The sequence below is a fragment of the Bradyrhizobium sp. 186 genome (genome assembly GCF_023101685.1).
Lineage (GTDB): Bacteria > Pseudomonadota > Alphaproteobacteria > Rhizobiales > Xanthobacteraceae > Bradyrhizobium.
Genome location: NZ_CP082164.1, coordinates 2115046 through 2136268, shown reverse-complemented (window position 1 = coordinate 2136268; position 21223 = coordinate 2115046). Strand labels below are relative to the sequence as shown.

The following is a 21223-nucleotide window of genomic DNA, read 5'->3' as shown; positions in this document are numbered from 1 at the left end:
CGCTAGCCGCCTCTCATGACGTCGGAGAGTTTCGGCCATGACGACACCTCGCTGTCGTCATGCGCGGGCGCATCGGTGCGCTCGGCGGCGCGGAGCTTGGCGGAACGGGCGCGCGGGTTCTTCGCAACTTCGTCCTCACCGGCGATCACCGGCCGCCGCGTCAGGAGCTGGAAGCTCGGCGCAACCTGCGCCACTTCCGGCAGATGGCGCGAGCCGCCGCCGGTCCTGGAACGTTCGACGAGAAAATTCTTGACGATGCGGTCTTCCAGCGAATGGAACGAGACGACCACGAGCCGTCCGCCGGGCCTCAGCACGCGCTCCGCTGCGGCGAGCGCGGTCTGAAGTTCCTCGAGCTCTTCGTTGACGAAGATGCGCAGGGCCTGGAACGTCCGCGTCGCGGGGTGAATATCCCCGGGCTTTGAGCGGACCACCCTGGCGACGAGATCGGCGAGCGAGCGCGTCGTCGTGAACGGCGTCTCTTGTCGGTCCGCCACAATGGCGCGGGCGACGCGGCGCGAATGCCGCTCCTCGCCGAAGAGATAGATGATGTCGGCGAGGTCGGCTTCCGAGGCGCGCGCGACCACGTCGGCCGCCGTCGGCCCCACCTGCCCCATCCGCATGTCGAGCGGACCGTCGAGGCGGAAGGAGAAGCCGCGGCCGGCCTGATCGAGTTGCATCGAGGACACGCCGACATCCAACACGACGCCGTCGACGGCGTCGACACCCTGCGCCGCACAGACCTCGGCGAGATTTGAAAAGCGGTCCTCGACCAGCGTCAGCCGGCCGGCGGACTGTTCGACCAGTTCAGAACCGCCCGCGATCGCCGTGCGGTCGCGGTCGATCGCAATCAGGCGGGTTCCCGGCACGTCGAGGATGGCACGGCTGTAGCCGCCGGCGCCGAAGGTGGCGTCGACATAAAGGCCGCCCTCGCGCGGCGCGAGATGGGCGATCGCCTCGCGGCCAAGAACGGGGATGTGCGGAACCGAACTCATGCGCCACGCCTGCCGAACGCCCAAGTGAACGTCCAGATGAAATCGGGGGCGAACAAGCCCATAATGCCTCGAATGATTCCGCGTCGCGGCGGTTCCACGACCCAACCCCTGTGCAGCACGGTTGCCGAGCCCGATCGTCCCAGGCCGCAAACCCAGTGTTCCCAGAGGAATTTGTCGGGCAGCCATGGGATTTCGAGCCAAAAACGCTTTGGCCGCCTCCGGACGCGGGTCGGCTCTTCATCTCTCAGTAACGGCCCTTAGCGTTAAGAAAGCGTTGATCGCCTCCTTACAAGTCGAAAAGGTCGCCGGCCGGTGATGCTTCATCCACACATACGGCGCAAAATGCATCGGTTAACCGCCCCACGCGATTGCGCGGGCGGGAGGGTAAAGGAATAGTAAAGTGAGAGCCATAACATCCCATAGTTCCACTCGTCCGATTTGAGCTGCCTCATGTCGCCCGGTTCGCCCGCGTCACCTGGACCCGACTCGAAGCGTCAGCGCGTTCTCCCGGTTCCCAAGACCGCGGCGAGCGGGCGGACGTTCGATCCGGATTCATCGATCGTCTCCGACATCATCCCCTCGCCGAACTACGGTGACCGCAACAAGGGACGGCTCCCGGACATGATCGTGCTGCACTACACCGGCATGCCCGACGTCGAGGGCGCGCTGGCGCGGCTCTGCTCGGCCGGCACCGAGGTGTCGGCGCACTACGTCGTGCTGGAGGATGGCCGGATCGTGCAATGCGTGCCTGAGGCCAGGCGCGCCTGGCACGCCGGCGTCTCGTCCTGGGCCGGCGAGGACGACATCAATTCCTGCTCGATCGGCATCGAGATCGTCAATCGCGGCCATGACTGGGGCTATCCCGAGTATCCGCTGCGCCAGATCGCCGCCGTGATTGCGCTGTGCCGCGGCATCATGCTTCGCCGCAAGGTGCCGGCGCACCGGGTCCTCGGCCATTCCGACGTGTCACCTGCGCGCAAGAAGGATCCTGGCGAGAAATTTCCGTGGCATTCGCTGGCCAATTCCGGCGTCGGCCATTGGGTGACGCCGGCGCCGGTCGTGCGCGGCGAGAGCCTGATGCTCGGCACCATCCGCGACGAGGTGCTGAGCCTCCAGCAGGCGCTCGCCAGATACGGCTATGGCGTGCCGCTGACCGGCAAATACGACGCCGCGACCATGGAAGTCGTCACCGCCTTCCAGCGCCACTTCCGCCCGGCGCGCCTCGATGGCGTCGCGGATCATTCGACGCTGTCGACATTGCAGGCGCTGCTGGCGAGCTTGCCGGCGGAGGGGACGGCGGTGGCGTCGAAGTGACGGTACTGACCGCTTGCTCCGTCATGCCCGGGCTTGTCCCACGGCTGTCCGGTTCAGGCAAAACGGTTGCAACGAGACGCATCGACTCGTAATGAGCGCAAAATTCATTGATGCGACTCACGATTTTTGCGCTCTCGTTTTAGCCGAGCGACCCGCAGCGGAGTATGCTGAGGTCCGCAATGAAGAAAATTTGCGGTGTTCTCGCGAACAACAAGTATTCGCAGCTATGCCCCGACGCCATTAATTGACTCTAGCGACTCGCTTTTTGACGCCGAAGCCTGAACCGGACAGCCGTGGGCTTGTCCCGGGCATCCACGTGCTTCTTCAATTGTGGTGATGCGTGGATGGCCGGAACAAGCCCGGCCATGACGACCTATCAACCCATCTCTGCCAGTCGCCGCGCATAGAGCCTTCGCAGCGGCTCCAACTGTGTCGCCTCCGTCGCCTGGCGATACGCCGCGCGCGCCTCCTCCTTGCGCTCCAGCCGCCGCAACAGATCGGCGCGCACCGCGGGCAACATCTCATAGCCATCAAGCCCGCCGCGCGCGGCGATTGCGTCGACGAGATCGAGTGCGCGTGCCGGCCCGTCGACCATCGACACTGCCGCCGCGTGGTTGAGCTCGATCACCGGCGACGGACTGATGCGCAGCAAGACCTCATAGAGGCCGGCGATCTGCGGCCAGTCGGTCTCGTCGTAACTCGGCGCGCGGGCATGCAGCGCGGCAATCGCGGCCTGTACCGCATAGGGCTGCGGCCGACCCGGTGCGCGCAGGGCGTCGTCCACCAGCCGCAGGCCCTGCTCGATCTGCGCGCGATCCCACAGCGTGCGGTCCTGCTCTTCCAGCAGCACGATGTCGCCGGCTGCGGTCTCGCGCCCGGCGCGCCGCGCGTCATGCAGCAGCATCAGGGCGAGCAGGCCTTTGATCCCGGCGCGATCGGGCATCAGCCGATCGAGCAAACGGCCGAGCCGGATGGCTTCGACCGCAAGATCGGGCCGCATCAGGTCTGCGCCTGAGGTCGCGACATAGCCTTCGGTGAAGACGAGATAGATCACGGCGAGCACACCGTCGAGCCGCGGCGCCAGCGCGTCGCGCTCCGGCATCTCGTAGGGAATGCCGGCGAGCCTGATCTTCTGCTTGGCGCGGACGAGCCGCTGCGACATCGCCTCTTCGCTGACGAGGAAGGCGCGGGCGACCTGCGCGGTGGAGAGGCCGCAGACGGTGCGCAGCGTCAGAGCGACCTGGACCTCGGCCGCAAACGCCGGATGACAGCAGGTGAAGATCAGCCGCAGCATGTCGTCGTCGAGCATTGCCGGCGGCTCGTCGGGCGCGTGCGCATTGAGCTCGAGCTCATGCACGAGCGCTCGCTGCTTGCCGCGAAAAGCGGCCTGCCGCCGGATGCGGTCGATCGCTTTGTTGCGGCCGACGTTGACGAGCCAGGCGCGCGGATTGTCGGGCACCTCGCTCGCCGACCAACGCTCCAGTGCGACCGCAAAGGCGTCCTGAAGCGCATCCTCGGCGAGATCGAAATCGCCGACGAGGCGGATCAGTGTGGCCAGCGCCCGCCCCGCCTCGTCGCGAAAGATCTTGTCGATGTCGGTCGACGAAATCACTTGTAGATCATGACCGGCCTGACTTCGATCGACCCCTCTTTGGCTTCGGGAATCCGCGCAGCCAGTGCAATGGCGGTGTCGAGATCCTTGGCCTCGACCAGATAGTAGCCGCCGAGTTGCTCGCGGGTCTCCGCGAACGGACCATCGGTTGTCATGATCTTGCCCTCGCGCACGCGCACTGTAGTCGCCGTCGTGGTCGGCTGCAGGCCGTCGCCGGCCTTGAAATTGCCGCTCTGGACGATGGACTGGGTATAAGCACCGTACTCCGCCGACACCTTCTGGCGGTCCTCGGGAGTCATATTGATCAGTTTCGCTTCGTTCCGGTAGATCAGCAGCAGATACTGCATCGGTCACTCCTGTTGTTCGGCTGGATCGCCGACATGCAGTCGAACGGGGCACACACCAAACGACATCTTCAGGATAAATTATTTGATGATCGCGTGCGCGGCGATCTCCGCTTGACGGAACCGTCACAAATGCCCCATGCGTAAGCCGTCAGTCGGCCGGACGGCCGCTCCGGCAGGGGCCGAAAGGACGCCGGGGAGGAAAGTCCGGGCTCCCTTGACATACGGTGCCGGATAACGTCCGGCGAGGGTGACCTTAGGGAAAGTGCCACAGAGAACGAACCGCCCGCCGTCGCCCCTTCGGGGGCTTTGGCGAGGTAAGGGTGAAAAGGTGCGGTAAGAGCGCACCGCGGCTCCGGCAACGGAGCCGGCATGGTAAACCCCACCGGGAGCAAAACCGAATAGGGACGGCTTAAGCGGGCTGTTCGCGCAAGCGATAACGCCGCGGGGCGATGTCAGGCCCGCCGTCCGGGTAGGTTGCTCGAGGCCATGTGCAAACATGGTCCCAGAGGAATGGCCGTCACGTATCGTTCGCGCAAGCGGACGGTGCCTTACAGAACCCGGCTTACAGGCCGGCTGATATCTTGCAACGAGGGGTTCGATGTTAGCGCATCGGGCCCCTCACCATTTTTTGAGCTCGTCATTCCGGGGCTCGCGACTTCGTCGCGCCCCGGAATGACGAGCGCGGATCAGGCCACGATCTCGGTCAACACGCCCATCAACGCCTCCGGTGCCGTGACATTCGGCGCATGACTCGCATCGAGCTCGAAATAGCGCCAGCCCTCCTCGCTTTTCGTGCGCTTCGCGAACTGCCCGAACACGTCGCCCGGCGGAATGCGCGTGCAATAGATGTAGCTGCGCGGCACTGCTGCCTCGCCATGCTCAAGCTTCAGCTTCGTCTCGAAGCACTTGATCGGCATGTTGATACGGCGTGCATTGAGCCAGTCGAGATCGGCCTGCGGCGTGTCCGGCGGCGGCGGGTTCGGCGGAATGCGGTAGCCGTCGCCGGATGCGGCCGCCTTGCGCATCGGCTCGCGCCCTGCCTCATTGAGATCGAACAGCGACTGTCCGTCACGCGGCACGAAGGCGTCAAGATAGATCAGTTGCGCCAAGCGGTCGCGGGCACGATCGGCGACGCCGGTCGCGACCATGCCGCCATAGCTGTGGCCGAGCAGCACGATGTCGCGGAGATCCTCGAACCTGATGACGTTGAGGATGTCCTGGATATGCGTCTCCAGGTCGACCGCGGGATTTGCAAGGTGCGAACGCTCGCCAAGCCCTGTGTAGGTCGGCGCAATCAGGCGGTGGCCGGCCTGCGCCATCAGCAGATGCATCTTCTTCCAGGCCCATCCGCCGGACCAGGCGCCGTGACAGAGCAGGAAAGTTTTGGGCGAGGCGGCCATCGGCGTTTCCATCGTTCTTGTTTGTACGATGGAGTGTAGCCGCCGAGCGCGTGATGTAAACGTGACAGCCCCTCAGGCCGCGCGCGTGTCCGCCTTGACGAGGACCGGTGCAAGCTGACCGGCCTCGCGCCGCAGTTTGCCCGCCTCAAAACCGTGCATGCCGATCTGCCATTGCAGCCCGACGATGGCGCCCTTGGTCGGCTGTAGCAGCGCCAGCGAGGCAAACAGCGTCAGCGGCAGCCACACCGCCAGTTGCAGCCAGACCGGCGGCGCATAGGCGGTTTCGACCGCAAGGATCGCCGGCACCACGAGATGCCCGACCACGACCATCACGAGATAGGCCGGAAAGTCATCGGCGCGCTGGTGAAACAGCTCCTCGCCGCAATGGTCGCAGGTGTCGGCCACTTTCAGGAATCGGCCGAACACATGCCCTTCGCCGCAGTTCGGACACTTGCCGCGAAAACCGCGCCACATCGCCTTTGCCAGAGAGACTGCACCGGTCGCCATGACCACACCTCTTCCTTTTCGATGATCCATACAATAATATCCTGCATCCATACATTCAAAGGATACGGACTGTATTTGCATGGATTGGACCCCTACAATCTCGGAGCTGAGCGGGCCCCGATACCAGCGCATCGTCGATGCCATGGAGGCCGATATCGCAGCCGGCAGGCTGGTGCGCGGCCAACAATTGCCGACGCAGCGTGCGCTCGCAAAAGCGCTCGGCATCGACCTTACCACGGTGACCCGCGCCTACACCGAGGCGCGGCGCCGCGGAATTCTGGAGGCCCGGGTCGGACAGGGCTCGTTCGTGTCGGAGACGAGCGCCCGGCGCGCGGTCGACCTGCCGCATCCCATCGCGATCGACCTCTCGATGAACGTGCCGCCGCATCCGCTCGAAGCGCAGCTCGACGAGCGCATCATCGCGGGGCTCGAGGCCATCCGCGCGCAATCGGGCCTGACCGCGCACCTCAACTACCAGCCGCCCGGCGGCAGCGCGCATGAGCGGGAGGTTGCGGCAAGGTGGATGCGCGCCCGCGTTCCGCACGCACATGCCGACCGGCTCGTGATCTTTCCGGGCGCGCAGACAATTCTGTTCAATCTGCTCGCCAGTCTCGCGCGACCAGGCGACGTGGTGCTGACGGAGGCGCTCACCTTCCCCGGCATCAAGGCCGCCGCCGGGCGGCTCGGCGTCAAGCTCGCCGGCGTCGCCATGGACGACGGCGGTATCCTTCCCGATGCGCTGGGGAAAGCCTGCCGCGCGCACAAGCCGAAGGCCGTCTATCTCATTCCGACGCTGCACAATCCGACCACCGCGACGCTGTCCGCAGAACGGCGCAGTGCGATCGCAAAGATCATCCACGATGCCGGCACAACACTGATCGAGGACGACGCCTACGGGCTGCTCGATCGATCCGCGTCGCCGATCGCCAACCTCATTCCGGAGCGGACGTATCTGGCGACCACGCTGTCAAAATGCATCGCGCCGGCACTGCGCGTGGCCTATCTGGTGACGCCCGACAGCGGCGCGCAGCAGGAGATGCGGAGCTATTTGCAAGCCACCGTGCAGATGCCGGCGCCGCTGATGGTCGCGCTGGTGACGCATTGGCTCGAGAGCGGCATCGCCGACCGCATCATTACAGCTATCCGCAACGAAGCCGTCGGCCGCCAGCAACTCGCGCAGCGCGCGCTGAAGGGTTTTCAGTTCCTGGCCAAGCCGGCCGCTCATCATCTGTGGCTGCGTCTGCCTGAAGGTCGACCCGACGTCGCGACCGATCTGTTGCGCAACGGGCTCGCGGTCGTGGCCGGCGACGCCTTCGCGGTCGATGGGATACCGCCGCATGCGGCGCGCGTCTCGCTCGGCGCGGCGCGCAACAGACCTGAATTGACCGAGGCGCTACGCATCCTCGTCGGCGCGCTGCACAAGCCCGCCGACACCAGGCAGATCGTCTAGCTAAAAACTTATTGACGCTGACGGCGATGGCGGGAGCGGACGACGGGCGCAGCAGGCGAGGGATAGGCCTGCGACGCGTAGGCATCGCTCGGTGATCCCTGCTGACCGGCGGCCGCGCGTGCGGCCGGCGTGAGCTGCCCGCCGTTCAACACATCCCGGTCAGGATGCGCGGCCTGATAAGCGGCGGGCTCCGAAAACTGCGCCTGCGCCAATGTCGGCATCAGCACCGCGGCAGATAACAGCGCCGCCGCAGCGGCAATCTTCGTGCGAGTCATGGTCATTCTCCATCATTCATTCGGGACTGGCCAATCGGAGCGCACACAGCATCGACCGGGTCCCCCAGATTGCAGTACGGCCATCATGTAGGCGCGTCTTCCGGGAACGCCCGCCCCCGCGGGGATCACGCTTGCGTGCGGATTTGAAATTGCCCGCCCCAGCCGCATCTGTGCTAAGCGCCGAACGGCGATCACCGCTTCGGGATCGCCGGTAACCACAGGAATTTATTGGTGGAAGCGTCCAATTACGCGCTGCTGCTGTTCGGCGCGCTGGCCGGCGGCTTCGTCTCGGGGTTGGCCGGATTCGGCACCGCGCTGATGGCGCTCGGCATCTGGCTCTACGTGCTGCCGCCCTCGCTCGCGGTGCCCTTGGTGCTGATCTGCTCGGTGGTCGCGCAGACCTCGACGCTGCCGTCGATGTGGAAGAGCTTCGACCTCTCGCTGGTGTGGCCGTTCCTGATCGGCGGGCTTGCCGGCGTGCCGTTGGGAATCATGATGGTGGCCTCCGCCGATCCCAAAGTGTTCAAGCTGAGCGTCGGCGTGCTGATCCTGATCTTTTCGACTGCCCTCTACCTGAACAAGCGACCGCTCGCCATTACGTTCGGCGGCCGCATCGCCGACAGCGCGATCGGCTTCGCCGGCGGCATTCTCGGCGGCCTGGCCGGATTGTCGGGGCCGCTGCCGATCCTGTGGGCCAACGTCCGGGGCTGGAACAAGCACGAACGGCGCGGCATCTTCCAGCTCTTCAATTTTACGGTGCTCGCCAGCGCGCTAGTGCTACAGACGGCCTCAGGCCTCGTCGCGTTCAAGGTGGTCTGGCTCGCGCTGGTCGCGTTTCCCGGCACGCTTGCCGGGGCATGGGCCGGTGCGCGCGTCTATCACGCGCTGAGCGACAAGCATTTCGGCGACGTCGTGCTCGGCCTCTTGGCACTGTCTGGCGCCGTCCTCGTCTGGAACAGCATCGGTACACACTAAGGCTTCGGTTTCTTCGCGAGCGCCATGCCGCCGGCAACGCCGACGCCGAGCACGTAGATCCAGCCCGTAGCGAAATCGAACAGGTGCGAGTTGACGCGAGGACAGCATGTTCTGCACCACGACCAGGAGCCCGATCCAGCAGGACAGTCCCTCGCCGCGGCGGAACAGCAACAGATGCGCAAACCATAGCGCATAGAGGATGAGGACACCGGCTGCGCCCCACTGCACGGCAACGCTGAGGGTCTGATTATGGGGATCGCTCACGACCTGCGCACGCATTCCGACCTCATCTGCCGCGGCGCGTTCGAACAGGCCGCGGGTTGCACCGGTGCCGTGACCGAATAACGGCGCGACGGCCACGAAGCCAACGGACTTGCGCCAAAACTCCAGCCGCGATCCCATGCCGCTAACCTCGTTCTCAACGGCAGTGAGCTCATAGTCGCCGTTGAACTTCGCCACCGTCGCGCGCAGATGCGGCGAGACGTTCCACAACAGCACGGCCAATAGCCCCATCGCACCGGCGGCGAGCAGGGCCGTGCGCCAGCGCAGATGCAGCAGCGCGAACGCCACGAGCAGGATCGGCAGCGTCACCAGCGCCGTGCGCGAGACCACGACGAACATCATGTTGGCAAGGAAGCCGACCGCCAATACCGCGAGCAGCGCCGCGACGCGAACGCGGCCTTCGCGGAGCAACCTCGCGATCGGATAGACCAGCGCGATCGCGCAGAGCGCGAACTCCTGGCTCTGGTCGATATAGTTGCGCACCGCGATCCCGCTCTCGACCTTGTAGGGCCCGCGCGACAGATAGAGCTTTAGCGAGAGGCCGGGGTCGATCGCGACCGCGAAGGAGTACAGCATCAATAGCGTACAGGACACCAGGAACGCGGAAAACACCCAGTTGCCGTAGGGCCAGCGCTCGAACTGGTAGATCAGGAGCGGGATCACCAACAGCTTCGCCGAGGGCCCGATCGCATGCAGCCGCTCGGCCCAGGGCGCATCCGACCAGAGTGTGCCGGCAAGTGCGAGGACGAACAGCGCGATCGGCAGCAGGCAGATCGGGCGGAGCAGCGAGCGCGGAAATTCGCGGAGATCGACGAACGCGAAAGCGATCAGCCAGGGCACGAGCGCAAAAGTCAGCCCCGTCGTCGTCCACGGCAGGAGCAGCGCGATCAGCGCGACGAAGCGGGCCGGCGTGCGATAGCGCGCCGCCCAGATCGCGGAGAGCCAGAAATTGAGCCGCTGCTCGTTCAACACCCCGGTCATTCAGCCCCTTGCAGATCCGCTACCCCCACGGCGCCGCAAATTAGCCGGAGCCGTGGGGAGAGAACAAGATCGCTACGCCGGCGCGCGTGCGGGTGGCGCCACGGGCTCAGGCCCGGCCTGCTCCGCAGCCTCCGCCTGCCGGGGCAACACCAGACGCTTCCCGAATTCGCGGCGTAACAACCACAGGCTCAACGCGGCCTGTAGCGTGGTCGCGGCGATCGACAGGTACCAGACGTGCTCCATCCGGAAGCCCGGCCGCGTCGACAGCCAGATCGCCGGCAGCGAATAGGTGAACACGCGCGTTGCCGAACTCCACAGTACCGGCTTGGTATTGCCGAGGCCCTGGAACATGCTCGAGCAGGTGAAGATCAGGCCCTGTGCCACCATGTTGAGCGAAATGATCCGCAGGAACAGGAAAGCGATCGCCATCGTTTCCCGGTCGTTCGAGAATCCGGCAAGCAGGACCTCCGGCTTCAACTGCGCGAGGCACATGAAGCCGATCATCACGACACTGGTGATCAGCGCCGCCTTGACGAAGGTTTCCCGCACGCGCTCGCCATTTTCGGCGCCCATGTTCTGGCCGGCGATCGGCCCGGCGGCGAGCGCAACTGCAAGCGCCGGCATCTGGATCAGGCCCAAGACGCGCTGTCCGATCCCGAACCCCGCCTGCGCCGCCGCGCCGAAATCGCGCAGCACGAAATAGACCACCGCCATGAAGATGAACATCATCGCGAACTCGCCGCCGGCAGGCAGACCGACATTGAGGATGCGCTTCAGATGATGCGCCTGCGGACGCCACTGCGCCGGATTGAAGGCGACATAGCGCTCCAGCTTGCGGAAATACGCCAGCAGCATCAGCACGCCGATGAAGACGGCGATCGAGCTCGCAAGGCCCGCTCCGGCGACACCGAGCGCGTGTCCGGTACCCCAACCCAAGATCAGCACCGGCGCCAGCGCGATGTTGATGACGACGGCAAGCGCCTGCACCAGCATGGCGGGACGCACGATGCCGGTGGCGCGCAACGCAGATCCCATCACCTGGGTAGCGAATTGCAGCGCGAGAGCGGGCATGAACCACAACAGATAAGTGGTCCCCGCCTCGATCGTGGCTTGATCCGCGGCAATCGAACGCATGTAGACGCGCGACAGCGCGACACCTGCAACCAGGGTCAACAGGCCGAACAGCACTGACAGCACGATCGCCTGGTTGAAGATCAGGTTGGCATCTAGCCGATCCTTGCGTCCCACGGCATGCGCGATCAGCGCCACCGTGCCGACGCCGAGCACCTGCATCAGCGCGTTGACGAGAAAGCCCGCGTTGCCGGCCGCGGCGACGCCCGCAACGGCTGCGTCGCCCAATCCCGAAACGAAGTACAGATCGACCAGCTGGCAGACCATGATCGTGACCATGCCGACCATGATCGGCGGCGCCATGTGCAGGATGTGGCTAGCGATTGAGCCGTGTGTCAGGTCTTTCATGTCAATTCATCCTTAACGGCATTCCCTGGCGGCGCGGTTTCCGGACCTTCGTCCGTCAACCACGCGCCATTCCTCATTCCGCTGCTGCGATGTGCCCAAGCTCCACCACCTGGCGCTCGAACAGGCCGCGATAGATGCCGCCGGGCTTGGCCGCGAGCACGGCATGGGTGCCCTGCTCGACGATCTCACCGCGGTCGAACACCAGGATCCGATCCATGCTCCGCACCGTCGACAGCCGGTGCGCGATCACGATCGAGGTCCGGCCCTTCATCAGCCGCTCCATCGCCTGCTGGATCAGCGCCTCCGATTCCGAGTCGAGGCTCGAAGTCGCCTCGTCCAAAATCAGCACCGGCGCATCCGCCAGGAACGCGCGCGCCAGCGCCACGCGCTGCCGCTCGCCGCCCGACAGTTTCACGCCGCGCTCGCCGACGAGCGTGCCGTAGCCCTTGGGCAGGCGCAGGATGAAATCGTGCGCATTCGCAAGCCGCGCCGCCTGCTCGATCGCCTCCAGGCCGGCGCCCGGCCGGCCATAGGCGATGTTCTCGGCGAGCGAGCGGTGGAACAGGATCGGATCCTGCTGCACGATCGCGATCTGGCTGCGCAGCGATTGCTACGTGGCCTTGGCGATGTCCTGCCCGTCGATCAGGACGCGACCATCGGTGACGTCATAGAGCCGCTGCACCAGCTTGACGAAGGTGGTCTTGCCGGAGCCGGAGCGGCCGACGAGACCGACCCGTTCGCCGGCGCGGATCGACACCGACAGTCCGTCGTACAGCGGCGCGCGATGGCCGCCATAATGGAACGTGACGTCGTCGAACACGATCTCGCCGCCCTCGATCGCGATCGGCCGCGCATCAGCGGCATCTACAATCCCGATCGGCTCGTCATGGATTGCCACCAGCTCCTCCATATCGTTGACCGAGCGCTGGAGGTTGTTGATGTGCATGCCGACGTCGCGCAGATAAGCGTGGATGACGTAGTAGCTCGTCAGAACGTACGTGACGTCGCCCGGCGAGGCGTGTCCCGACATCCACAGCAGCACCGAGCCGCCGATCACGGACGCGCGCAGGCATAGCAGCAGCGAGAGCTGCGACATGGCGGTGTAGTTGTAGCGCAGCCAGGTCCGCCGCACGCGCACGCGCCAGCGGCTGATGACGCGGGCGAGCCGCGCATCCTCGCGCGCTTCGGCGCCGAACGATTTCACTACCGCGTTGCAGCTCAGCGCATCCGCCAGCGTTCCGCCGACCTTGGTGTCCCAGGCGTTGGAGATTCGCGCGGCCGGCGCGATGTAGCGCGTCGAGAACAGCACCGTCATCGTGACATAGGCCAGCGCACCGAGCGCGATCACAACGCCGAGCGAGGCCCAGTGCACCCCGAGCAGGATCATCGATCCGATCAGCACGAACAGCGAAGGCGCCAGCGCCAGCAGGATAGTGTCGTTCAACAGGTCGAGCGCCCACATGCCACGCGTGATCTTGCGCACCGTGGAGCCGGCGAAGGAGTTGGCGTGCCAGTCGGTCGAGAAGCGCTGCACGCGCATGAAGGCGCCCTCGGCGACCTCGGACATGATCTTCAGCGTGAACGGCACGATCACCTGGAGGCCGGCCAGCCGCAGCACCATCGAGGCTGCGCCCAGCGCCACGATGCCGCCCAACGCCACCAGCGCGGCGTGGCGCGCGTCGGGATCGGATGGACCTTGCGTCAACGCGTCGACCAGATGGCCCGAAAACACCGGCATGAACAGGTCGGCGATGGTGGCACCCAACAGGCCAACAGCGATGACAAGCGTACGCCCCGGCTGCTTCAGCCAGTGCCGGAACACGAAGGGCAGCACCACGCGTATCGCCGCGGGCTTTTTTGACAGAGCGGTCATGGCATCATCCGGCCGCTTCTGGTGCGGGCCGGCTCCATTGATGGACGCAGGCCGGCAACCAGAGCCGGAACGGCGTCACTTCAGTTTGATTTTGACTTGGGGAGCGGAGCGATCGGGACTTGGAGCCCAATCGAAGCTGGCGGAATTGGCCTCTAAAAGGCCGAGCACATACCGAGCCAGAACATCGAGCGCGGGCATGCGATCTGCGAATGCGACGAAATCATGCAAATCCCTCCCCGGTTCGATTCAATGAGGTGCGCTTTATAGATGTGTCGTTTGCAATTTGCAATACAGCTCGCGCGAGATCACGCGCGAGTGTTGCAAATTTAATGCGCGTCGCCGCCGCCGGTCAGCGAGGCCGGCTTGTTCAGGAGCGTGACCAGCAGGCTGAGGCCGAGATAGAACAGCGTCAGCACGAAGAAGGCGTCGCCAAAGCTCATCACCACGGCCTGCCGGTGCACGAGCTGGGAGAGCTGCTTCATCGCCATCAGCGTGGCGTCGCCAAGCCCCTGAAACTTCTGCATGAACATGTTCAGGGTTTCGGTCGCGGTCGCATTGCCCCAGGTCACGCGCTCCTGGAGGCGCGTGATGTGGAGGTCGGTGCGGTCGTTGAGCACGGTGTTGATGACGGCGAGCCCGACCGCGCCGCCGAGATTGCGCATCAGGTTGAACAGGCCCGAGGCATTCTTCACCCGGTCCGGGGCCAATGTGCCGAGCGCGATGTTGTTGGTCGGCACCATCGCGAACATCATGCCGACGCCGCGCAGGATCTGCGGTATCAACAGCTCGTAGAAATCATAGTCGCGCGTGATCCAGGTCATCTGGTAGGAGCCGATCGCGAACACGATCAGCCCGAACGCGATCATGTAGCGCATGTCGAATTTCAGCATCAGCCGGCCGACTAGCGGCGCAACCAGGAACATGGTGATGCCGGAGACGAACATGGTCTCGCCGATCATCAGCGCGCTGTAGCCGCGCACTTCGGCGAGGTAGCGCGGATAGATGTAGGTCAGGCCATAGAGCCCGATGCCGATGCAGAATTGCAGCACGCAGCCCACCGCGAAATTGCGGTTGTCAAACGCGCGGAGATCGACGATCGGCTCGGCGGCCGTCAGCACGCGCCAGAAGAAGGCGACCGCCGACACCGCGCAGACCGCGGCGCAGATCGCGACGGAGGTGTCCTGGAGCCATTCACATTGCGGGCCTTCCTCCAGCACATATTCGAGCGCGCCGAGGAAGCCGGCCATGAAGATCAGGCCCCACCAGTCGAAGCGGTCCAGCAATTCGAAATGCGGCTCGTCGAAATCGACCAACGCCAGCACGCCGATGGTGATGCCGATGCCGGGCACGACGTTGATGAAGAACAGCCAGTTCCACGACATCAGATCGGTGATGTAGCCACCGACCGTCGGCCCGATGGTCGGCGCCAGGGTCGCGACGAGGCCGATGATCGGACCGACGATGTGGAATTTCGAGCGCGGGAAGACGGTGTAGGCCGAGGCGAACACCGTCGGGATCATGCCGGCGCCGAGAAAGCCCTGGAGCGCGCGCCAGAGGATCATCTCCTCGATGGTGGTGGCAAAGCCGCAGAGCAGGCTCGATAAGGTGAAGCCGGCGGCCGAGATCGCGAACAGGAGACGGGTGCCGAAAGCGCGCGACAAAAATCCCGACAGCGGGATCGCGATCACTTCGGCGATCAGATAGGCGGTCTGGACCCAGGAGACTTCGCTCGAGCTCGCCGACAGGCCGGCCTGGATTTCGCTCAAGGAGGCCGAGACGATCTGGATGTCCAGGATCGACATGAACATCCCGAACACCATGATGATGAAGGCGATCAGCCGCTTCGGCGCGATGCGCTCCGAAGCGGGGTTGCCCATCATGGCAGGTGAAGCAGTCGTGGCGGTCGCCATGGTCTGGCCTCGCAGCGCTTGAAGCGCGCCTACTGCGGATGGACCGCGGTGGGATCGTCGAGATCGATCTCGCTGTCGGCGTCGGCGGCGCCCTTGTTGGTGTCGACGCTCGCATAGACCGACATGCCGGCGCGGAGCAGGTTCTGCCTGGCGACCGACTTCGGCACGCGGATGCGGACCGGCACGCGCTGCACGATCTTGGTGAAGTTGCCGGTGGCGTTGTCCGGCGGCAGCAGCGTGAACACCGAGCCCGCGCCCGCCGCGATGCTGTCGACGACGCCCGTGAACTTGCGCATGCCGTAGGCATCGACCTTGATCGTCACCGGCTGGCCGGGGCGGATGCGCTTGAGCTGGGTTTCCTTGAAATTGGCGTCGATATAGACGTTGTCGAGCGGCACGACGTTGCCGAGCCGCTGGCCGACCGCGACGAAGTCGCCGGCACTGACCAGGCGGTTCGAGAATGTGCCGTCAACCGGCGCGCGCACCGCGGTGAAGCCGAGATCACGCTCCGCCTTGGCGAGCGTGGTCTTAAGCTCGGCGAGCTGCGCCTGCGCTTCGGCCTGCTGCGCCTTGGCGACGTCGACATTGCTGACGGCGACGTCATAAGCGGCTTGCGCGGCCTTGACCGCGGCGGCGCCCTGGTCGCGCCCGGCCTCCGAGGTTTCGAAGGTGGCGCGCGAGGCAAAGCCCTTGCTGTTCAGCGCCTGCTGGCGCTCATAATCGAGATCGGCGCGCTTCAAACCCGCTTCAGCGGACACGGACTGCGCCTTGGCCTGTGCGACCTGGCTGTCGAGCGCCGCGACTTGGCGCCCGATGCGATCGATGGTGGCCTGCTGGGTCGCAATCCGGGTCGCAGCGGCATCGACTGCGATCTTGTAGTCGCCGTCGTCGATGCGCAGGACGATATCGCCGGCGCGCACCAAGGTGTTGTCGCCGGCGAGGATCGAGGAGATGTGGCCGGCGACGCGCGCCCCCAGCATGGTGTTGTTGGCGCGGACGTAGGCGTCGTCGGTGGAGACGTAGAAGCGGCCGACCAGCGTGTAGTAGCCGGCATAGCTCGCGGCCGCGAGCGCCAGCACGAGGCCGACGCCCATCAGGACGAATTTGCGCTTGCCGGACTTGGGGGCGCCCGCGGTGGCGGGAGCGCCCGGCGCAGGCGCGGCAGGAGCCGGCTTGTCGGTCACGGGCTTCTCCGGCGCCTCGCTGGTGCGGCGCTTGGTCTCTTCAGCCACATGGGAGCGCAGCTGCTCGGCGAGCGCGGCGGATTTTTCAGTCGCAACTTCACCGCCGGCCTGCTCAGGCGTCGTTTCCGCCGCTTCCTGGCGAAGCACGCGCGCAGCCTGGTCTCTCGATGTGGCCATAAAGGCCTCCCCAACAAAAAAGCGCGATCCGGACGGGCCGTCGCCCGGCCTGTTCCTCTCGCCGTCCCAAATATCATTGACCGAACGGTTCGGTCAATATAGATTTATTCCGAGCGCACCGTACTGGCCCGAATCCTTTCATTGGGTTTCATGGTCCAAAACCCGAACCAAAACCTTTCGAGACCCTAAACCAATGGTTGCAGCCGACCGCGAACATCTGAACGTCGTCTCTGAAGAGGACAGCTCCAAGCGCCGCCAGATCCTGGATGGCGCCCGCAAGGTGTTCATGGATTTCGGCTTCGACGGCGCCAGCATGGGCGAGATCGCGCGCGCGGCCACCGTTTCCAAGGGCACGCTCTACGTCTACTTCGCCGACAAATGCGCGCTGTTCGAAGCCATCCTCGAGCAGGAAGCGCTCCAGTACGGCCAGGTCGTGTTCAATTTCGATCCCGCGCGCGATGCCGAGACCACGCTGAAGGATTTCGGGCAGGCCTACATCCACCTGCTCTGCCGGCCCGGCGGCGGATCGGCGATCCGCACCGTGATGGCGATCGCCGAGCGCATGCCCGACGTCGGCCGCCGCTATTACCTGCGCGTGCTGGACAAGACCATCAACCGGCTCTCCGAATATCTCAAAGCCCATGTCGCTTCCGGCGATCTCAAGATCGACGACTGCGATCTTGCCGCCTCGCAGTTCATGGAACTGTGCAAGGCCTCACTCTTCCTCCCCTTCGTCTTCCAGGCCGCACCCGCGCCGTCGGAGGAACGCAAGGCTGAAGTCATCGACAGCGCGACCCGGATGTTTCTGGCGGCGTATCGGGCGAAGTAGCAGCAGCGGGCCATGCGTTGCGCAGGCCGATCCCGCGACACTATATTGACGCCATGTCCCGTGATCTTCGCCCGCCGGTCGATATCCTCCATTATGAGATCGTTCGGGAACAGGCCTCAGCGCTTGGACGGATGGGCCGCACACTCGAACAGACGCTTGCGCGTTTGCGCGAGTTCGACGCCACACACGCGCTCTCGGGGACGCCGGCCTCAATGCAACCGGCCAGGAGCAAGCTGGTGATGGAAGCCGGCCAGGCGCTCTGGATGTTCGTGGTGCAACGTGAGGCGACCGGCTTGCGCGACAGCCGCCATATCATGCGAACCTACAACGTCCCAGGCGAGGTGCAGCGGTGCATGGGGCTAGTTCTCGCACCGTCGAAGCCGACCTCGACATGACTTTCTAACACCGTAGGGCTACGCCCCGACCTCTTCCATCTTGCGCCACCCATACAGGACATTTCGTCCGTCCCGGGCGAACGCAAAGCAATTGCCGCCGCCAGCCGGCTGATCGTGGATGCGATCGATGGAATGGCCGGCATAGTGGCAGAACAGCAGCGTGCCGACGGCGCCGTGGCCGACGAAGAGGACATCGCCGGGACAATTGCGGGCCAGCACAGCCTCGGCTTCGCGCACGATGCGCGCCTGCGCATCCACCGCGCGCTCCCAGCCGCGGACGCTGAGATCAGGTCGCGCGAAGAACTGATCGGCGACCGCCTCGAACTCGGCCGGCTTCAGGAAGCCAGTCGCCGAGCGGTCGTTCTCGTGCATGGCCTCGCGGATCTCGATCATGATGCCGAGCCTTGTGGCAATTATCTCGGCGGTCTCGATCGCCTTGCGCTCGCCGCTGGAAATGATCTGCGTGGTGTTGGCGAGCCAGCCCGCATGCGCCAGTGCTTCAGTACGCGCGCGTCCGATAGGGCTGAGGCCCCATTGCGGCACGGGCACATCAGGATCGATTTGCACTTGCGGGTGGGTGAGATAGCGGACGATATCGGCGGGCATTTGGTTCACATGGTCGTACATCGTAGCCGCATGGAGCGAAGCGGAATGCGGGAACACCTCTCGCCGGATTGCGCTGCGCTCCATCCGGGCTTGTAGGGAAGCTGCGTCCGCCTAATCGTCCGCGTACTCGTCTTCTTCGTGCTTGCGTGTCGTGGTCTTGCGGCCGAGCGAGCCGGTGACATACGGATCGCGCGTGTTCGCATAAGGACTGCGCCGCTGCGCCCGCCCGGCGACTTCTTCGCCGGAGACTGCAGCCGGTTGGCAGATCAGGCGGCGGCTGGCGCGGCGCATCAAATCGACGTGGATGTGATCGTAGTGATAGACGTTGGAGCCCGGCGCCAGCACGGTGGTGAAATGCGCGCACGCGCCCGACTGCACGTCGCGCAGAAAGCCCTGCTCTTCCGGCATGCCGCGCCAGCCATCTTTCACCGTGACGCCGCGGCCGTCGGCAAGCACGAAGGCCGCGATGTCGAGCGCGTTGCCGAAGGCGTGCTCGGAGATGTGGGCATGCGAATTGCCGTTCATGCCGCGGCAGGAATAGGCGGAGATCTGCTTGATCTCGACGACGCGGGCGCCGAACCAGCGCATCGCCGATGGCTGCACGGTGTCGGCGAACCAGCGGTCGAGCTCGGACACGATCGGACAGGCCAGCGTCGCGACCGGTTTCACCGCGACCGGGCCGACGGCGGTGACCGGATTGCCCTGTGCCGGACCGAGTCGCGGCAGCGGTTGCTGTGCGGGGGCCTGCGAATACGGGGCCGGACCGGGCGGCCGAGCCGGATAGCTCGGCGCATTCATGTAGCGCGCCGCGCCAGCGGCATCGATCCCCTCGGGCGGCAGGTCGATCTCGTCCTCCTGCGGCGCCACGCCGGGCGCGCTGAGCGAAACCGGGCCGGATGACGCGCCGTAGCCGGACGGCTGGCGCACGGCGCTCTCCGGATAGTTTTGACGTTGCGGATAGCCGGATCGCGGCTGCGTTACCGGCCAGCGCGGCTGGTTGCCGACGCTTCCTGGCGGGCGCAATTCCTCGTCCGCAAAGCCGTAGCTGCTGGAGCCTTCGCCGATGGCGGCGACCTTCAGCGGGAACTCGGCGCCGCACATGCCGGGGCCGGAGATCGGCTCGATCCGGACGATCTCCGCGCTCTCCTTCACCGCGCCGGACTTCAGGCATGCCGCTTCGGCCTCGGCCCGCCACGGTTCACGTTCGGCCTGGAAAAAGCCGCGTCCGCAACCCGCAAGCGAAACAAGGACGATGGAGCCGACGAGATACAAACGAACTCCGCGCGTCATGCACGCAGGTTCGGTGAATTTACTTAAAGACTCTTCAACGTATTGATTTCAGCTTTTTTTAACCATGTTGGCCCGCAGGCGCGACCACGCTTCGGATGAAAGACAGCAAGGCTGACTTTTTTGGCAGGGAGACGTTCTGTTAGCTATCGTTGGGCGCGAAAGGACGCGAACAGAGGGAGCGACCTCATGACGTTCGTCGGAAGACTGAGCGTTATCACCGCGTATCTCGCTATGGCCTTTGTCGGCGCCATCGTGCTCGGCATGATCTAGCAGCGTCCATCGAAGGGCCCGCCTTCCCTTCTCCCCTTGTGACCATGTTGCGCAGACGGGCGGCGGCTGAATTTGCGCTGCCTCACCCGAGGAGCGCGAAGCCGTTGTGACGTCCATCACAGAAGGCAGGACGAGCGAGGCATAGGGTCGAACCACGCTTAGTCCAACGCCGACTTCAGTTCATATCGGCACCACGCAATCTGGGAGGTTGTCATGAACAAGCTCTATGTCGCCACCACCGCGCTCTTCCTAGCTTCGACCGCCGTCGCGCATGCCGGCAACTCGATCTCGTTCCAGATCGAGGGCCAGCACATCCGCATCGAGACGCCGCGCAACTGCGCTTCGCTCGACTGCGTGACCATCGTCGCGCCGGGCCTGTCGGACAAGCCGATCAAGCTGAACAACATCAACCTCAACGGCCTTGGCTCCAAGGACGATGACGACACCACGCCGGCAACGACCACGACCGCTCAGCCCGCGCCGGCTCCGGTACAGCCGCAGCCCGTGCAGCAGGCACCCGTCCAGGCGACCGCACCGGCCGTCGCCGCGCCCGCCACAACCGTTGCCGCCGCGCCTTCCGTCGGCTTCGATACGCCGGCGCAGCCTGCGCCCATTGCAGCTCCCGCTGCTGCGCCTGCGCCAGTCGCAATTGCGCCCGCTCCAGCCCCGGTTGCCACCACGCCCGCCCCGGCTACGAACACCCCGCTCGGCGTGTGGGCGACCGAAGAGAACAAGGGCAACGTTCGCGTCGAGCAGTGCGGCGCCAATCTCTGCGGCTATGCCGAGAAGTCCAACGAGCGCATCCTGATCAACATGAAGCCCGAGGGCTCGAAGTGGAGCGGCCGCATCCACGATCCCGACTCCGGCCGCAACTACGACTCCACCATCGCGATGAAGGGCCCGAACGCGATGCGCGTGCAGGGCTGCGCCTTCGGCGGCATGTTCTGCGGCGGCCAGACCTGGAAGCGCGTGAGCTGACGCCGAGGGCGTCACCCACCGCGGTCGCAAAGCGTTCTTGTTCTTATGATGGCGCCACGTCCCTCATGCAGGGACGTGGCATTTGAACGTTCACCGC

Annotated in this window: 17 protein-coding genes, 1 other RNA gene and 2 pseudogenes; 7 read left to right on the top strand and 13 right to left on the bottom strand. The window is 65.1% G+C overall.

Going from position 1 to position 21223, the window contains the following annotated elements:
- Positions 1-2: 2 nt before the first annotated feature.
- Entirely contained in the window at positions 3-992 is a 990-nt protein-coding gene (rsmH, locus tag IVB18_RS09995; RefSeq protein WP_247989006.1) for a 16S rRNA (cytosine(1402)-N(4))-methyltransferase RsmH, read from the bottom strand.
- A gap of 450 nt (positions 993-1442) precedes the next feature.
- Here rsmH and IVB18_RS09990 point away from each other — a divergent pair, with 450 nt between their 5' ends.
- A complete protein-coding gene (locus tag IVB18_RS09990; RefSeq protein WP_247989005.1) occupies positions 1443-2306 on the top strand; it encodes an N-acetylmuramoyl-L-alanine amidase in 864 nt (287 codons plus the stop codon).
- 376 nt (positions 2307-2682) lie between these two features.
- On the opposite strand, the gene IVB18_RS09985 is transcribed toward IVB18_RS09990, so the two are convergent.
- Both IVB18_RS09985 and IVB18_RS09980 read right to left on the bottom strand, forming a co-directional pair.
- Positions 2683-3915 (bottom strand): RNA polymerase sigma factor, encoded by a 1233-nt coding sequence (locus IVB18_RS09985; RefSeq protein ID WP_247991593.1) that lies wholly within the window; start codon positions 3913-3915, stop codon positions 2683-2685.
- Entirely contained in the window at positions 3915-4265 is a 351-nt protein-coding gene (locus tag IVB18_RS09980; RefSeq protein WP_247430051.1) for a YciI family protein, read from the bottom strand. The genes IVB18_RS09985 and IVB18_RS09980 overlap by 1 nt, the downstream gene beginning before the upstream one ends.
- A gap of 148 nt (positions 4266-4413) precedes the next feature.
- Here IVB18_RS09980 and rnpB point away from each other — a divergent pair.
- Positions 4414-4846, top strand: an RNA gene (gene rnpB, locus IVB18_RS09975) — RNase P RNA component class A.
- Between the two features lie 105 nt (positions 4847-4951).
- On the opposite strand, the gene IVB18_RS09970 is transcribed toward rnpB, so the two are convergent.
- Positions 4952-5665, bottom strand: coding sequence for an alpha/beta hydrolase (locus tag IVB18_RS09970; protein ID WP_247989004.1), 714 nt, complete (start codon positions 5663-5665; stop codon positions 4952-4954).
- Positions 5666-5737: 72 nt separating this feature from the next.
- On the bottom strand, positions 5738-6202 hold the full coding sequence (locus IVB18_RS09965; protein WP_256476718.1) for a DUF983 domain-containing protein: 465 nt from the start codon (positions 6200-6202) through the stop codon (positions 5738-5740).
- Between the two features lie 49 nt (positions 6203-6251).
- Here IVB18_RS09965 and IVB18_RS09960 point away from each other — a divergent pair, with 49 nt between their 5' ends.
- Positions 6252-7622 carry a PLP-dependent aminotransferase family protein gene (locus tag IVB18_RS09960; RefSeq protein WP_247989002.1) on the top strand — a complete coding sequence of 457 codons (1371 nt, stop codon included), beginning with the start codon at positions 6252-6254 and terminating at the stop codon, positions 7620-7622.
- An 8-nt stretch (positions 7623-7630) separates the two neighbouring features.
- Here the strand turns inward: IVB18_RS09960 and IVB18_RS09955 are convergent, their stop codons facing one another.
- Positions 7631-7897 carry a hypothetical protein gene (locus IVB18_RS09955; RefSeq protein ID WP_247989001.1) on the bottom strand — a complete coding sequence of 89 codons (267 nt, stop codon included), beginning with the start codon at positions 7895-7897 and terminating at the stop codon, positions 7631-7633.
- A 231-nt stretch (positions 7898-8128) separates the two neighbouring features.
- Here IVB18_RS09955 and IVB18_RS09950 point away from each other — a divergent pair, with 231 nt between their 5' ends.
- Positions 8129-8872 (top strand): sulfite exporter TauE/SafE family protein, encoded by a 744-nt coding sequence (locus tag IVB18_RS09950; protein WP_247989000.1) that lies wholly within the window; start codon positions 8129-8131, stop codon positions 8870-8872.
- Here the strand turns inward: IVB18_RS09950 and IVB18_RS09945 are convergent.
- From IVB18_RS09945 to IVB18_RS09925, 5 genes and pseudogenes are all read right to left on the bottom strand, one after another.
- Positions 8869-10135: pseudogene (locus IVB18_RS09945) on the bottom strand (O-antigen ligase family protein). The gene IVB18_RS09950 and the pseudogene IVB18_RS09945 overlap by 4 nt on opposite strands.
- 72 nt (positions 10136-10207) lie before the next feature.
- Positions 10208-11614 (bottom strand): MATE family efflux transporter, encoded by a 1407-nt coding sequence (locus tag IVB18_RS09940; RefSeq protein ID WP_247988999.1) that lies wholly within the window; start codon positions 11612-11614, stop codon positions 10208-10210.
- A 73-nt stretch (positions 11615-11687) separates the two neighbouring features.
- Positions 11688-13487 (bottom strand): annotated as a pseudogene (locus IVB18_RS09935) (ABC transporter ATP-binding protein).
- Positions 13488-13813: 326 nt separating this feature from the next.
- A complete protein-coding gene (locus IVB18_RS09930; RefSeq protein ID WP_247988998.1) occupies positions 13814-15397 on the bottom strand; it encodes a DHA2 family efflux MFS transporter permease subunit in 1584 nt (527 codons plus the stop codon).
- 29 nt (positions 15398-15426) lie between these two features.
- A complete protein-coding gene (locus IVB18_RS09925; RefSeq protein WP_247988997.1) occupies positions 15427-16758 on the bottom strand; it encodes an HlyD family secretion protein in 1332 nt (443 codons plus the stop codon).
- Positions 16759-16951: 193 nt separating this feature from the next.
- Between IVB18_RS09925 and IVB18_RS09920 the strand changes: the two genes are divergently transcribed.
- Both IVB18_RS09920 and IVB18_RS09915 read left to right on the top strand, forming a co-directional pair.
- On the top strand, positions 16952-17587 hold the full coding sequence (locus IVB18_RS09920; protein ID WP_247988996.1) for a TetR/AcrR family transcriptional regulator: 636 nt from the start codon (positions 16952-16954) through the stop codon (positions 17585-17587).
- Between the two features lie 53 nt (positions 17588-17640).
- Complete coding sequence (locus IVB18_RS09915; RefSeq protein WP_247988995.1) at positions 17641-17982, top strand: DUF6665 family protein; 342 nt, start codon at positions 17641-17643, stop codon at positions 17980-17982.
- 18 nt (positions 17983-18000) lie between these two features.
- Here IVB18_RS09915 and IVB18_RS09910 read toward each other — a convergent pair whose 3' ends face one another.
- Both IVB18_RS09910 and IVB18_RS09905 read right to left on the bottom strand, forming a co-directional pair.
- A complete protein-coding gene (locus IVB18_RS09910) occupies positions 18001-18588 on the bottom strand; it encodes a histidine phosphatase family protein (RefSeq protein ID WP_247988994.1) in 588 nt (195 codons plus the stop codon).
- Between the two features lie 111 nt (positions 18589-18699).
- Positions 18700-19878, bottom strand: coding sequence for an extensin family protein (locus IVB18_RS09905; RefSeq protein ID WP_247988993.1), 1179 nt, complete (start codon positions 19876-19878; stop codon positions 18700-18702).
- Positions 19879-20361: 483 nt separating this feature from the next.
- Between IVB18_RS09905 and IVB18_RS09900 the strand changes: the two genes are divergently transcribed.
- Positions 20362-21126: a DUF2147 domain-containing protein gene (locus tag IVB18_RS09900; protein ID WP_247988992.1), complete on the top strand. Its 765-nt coding sequence runs from the start codon at positions 20362-20364 to the stop codon at positions 21124-21126.
- Positions 21127-21223 lie beyond the last annotated feature (97 nt).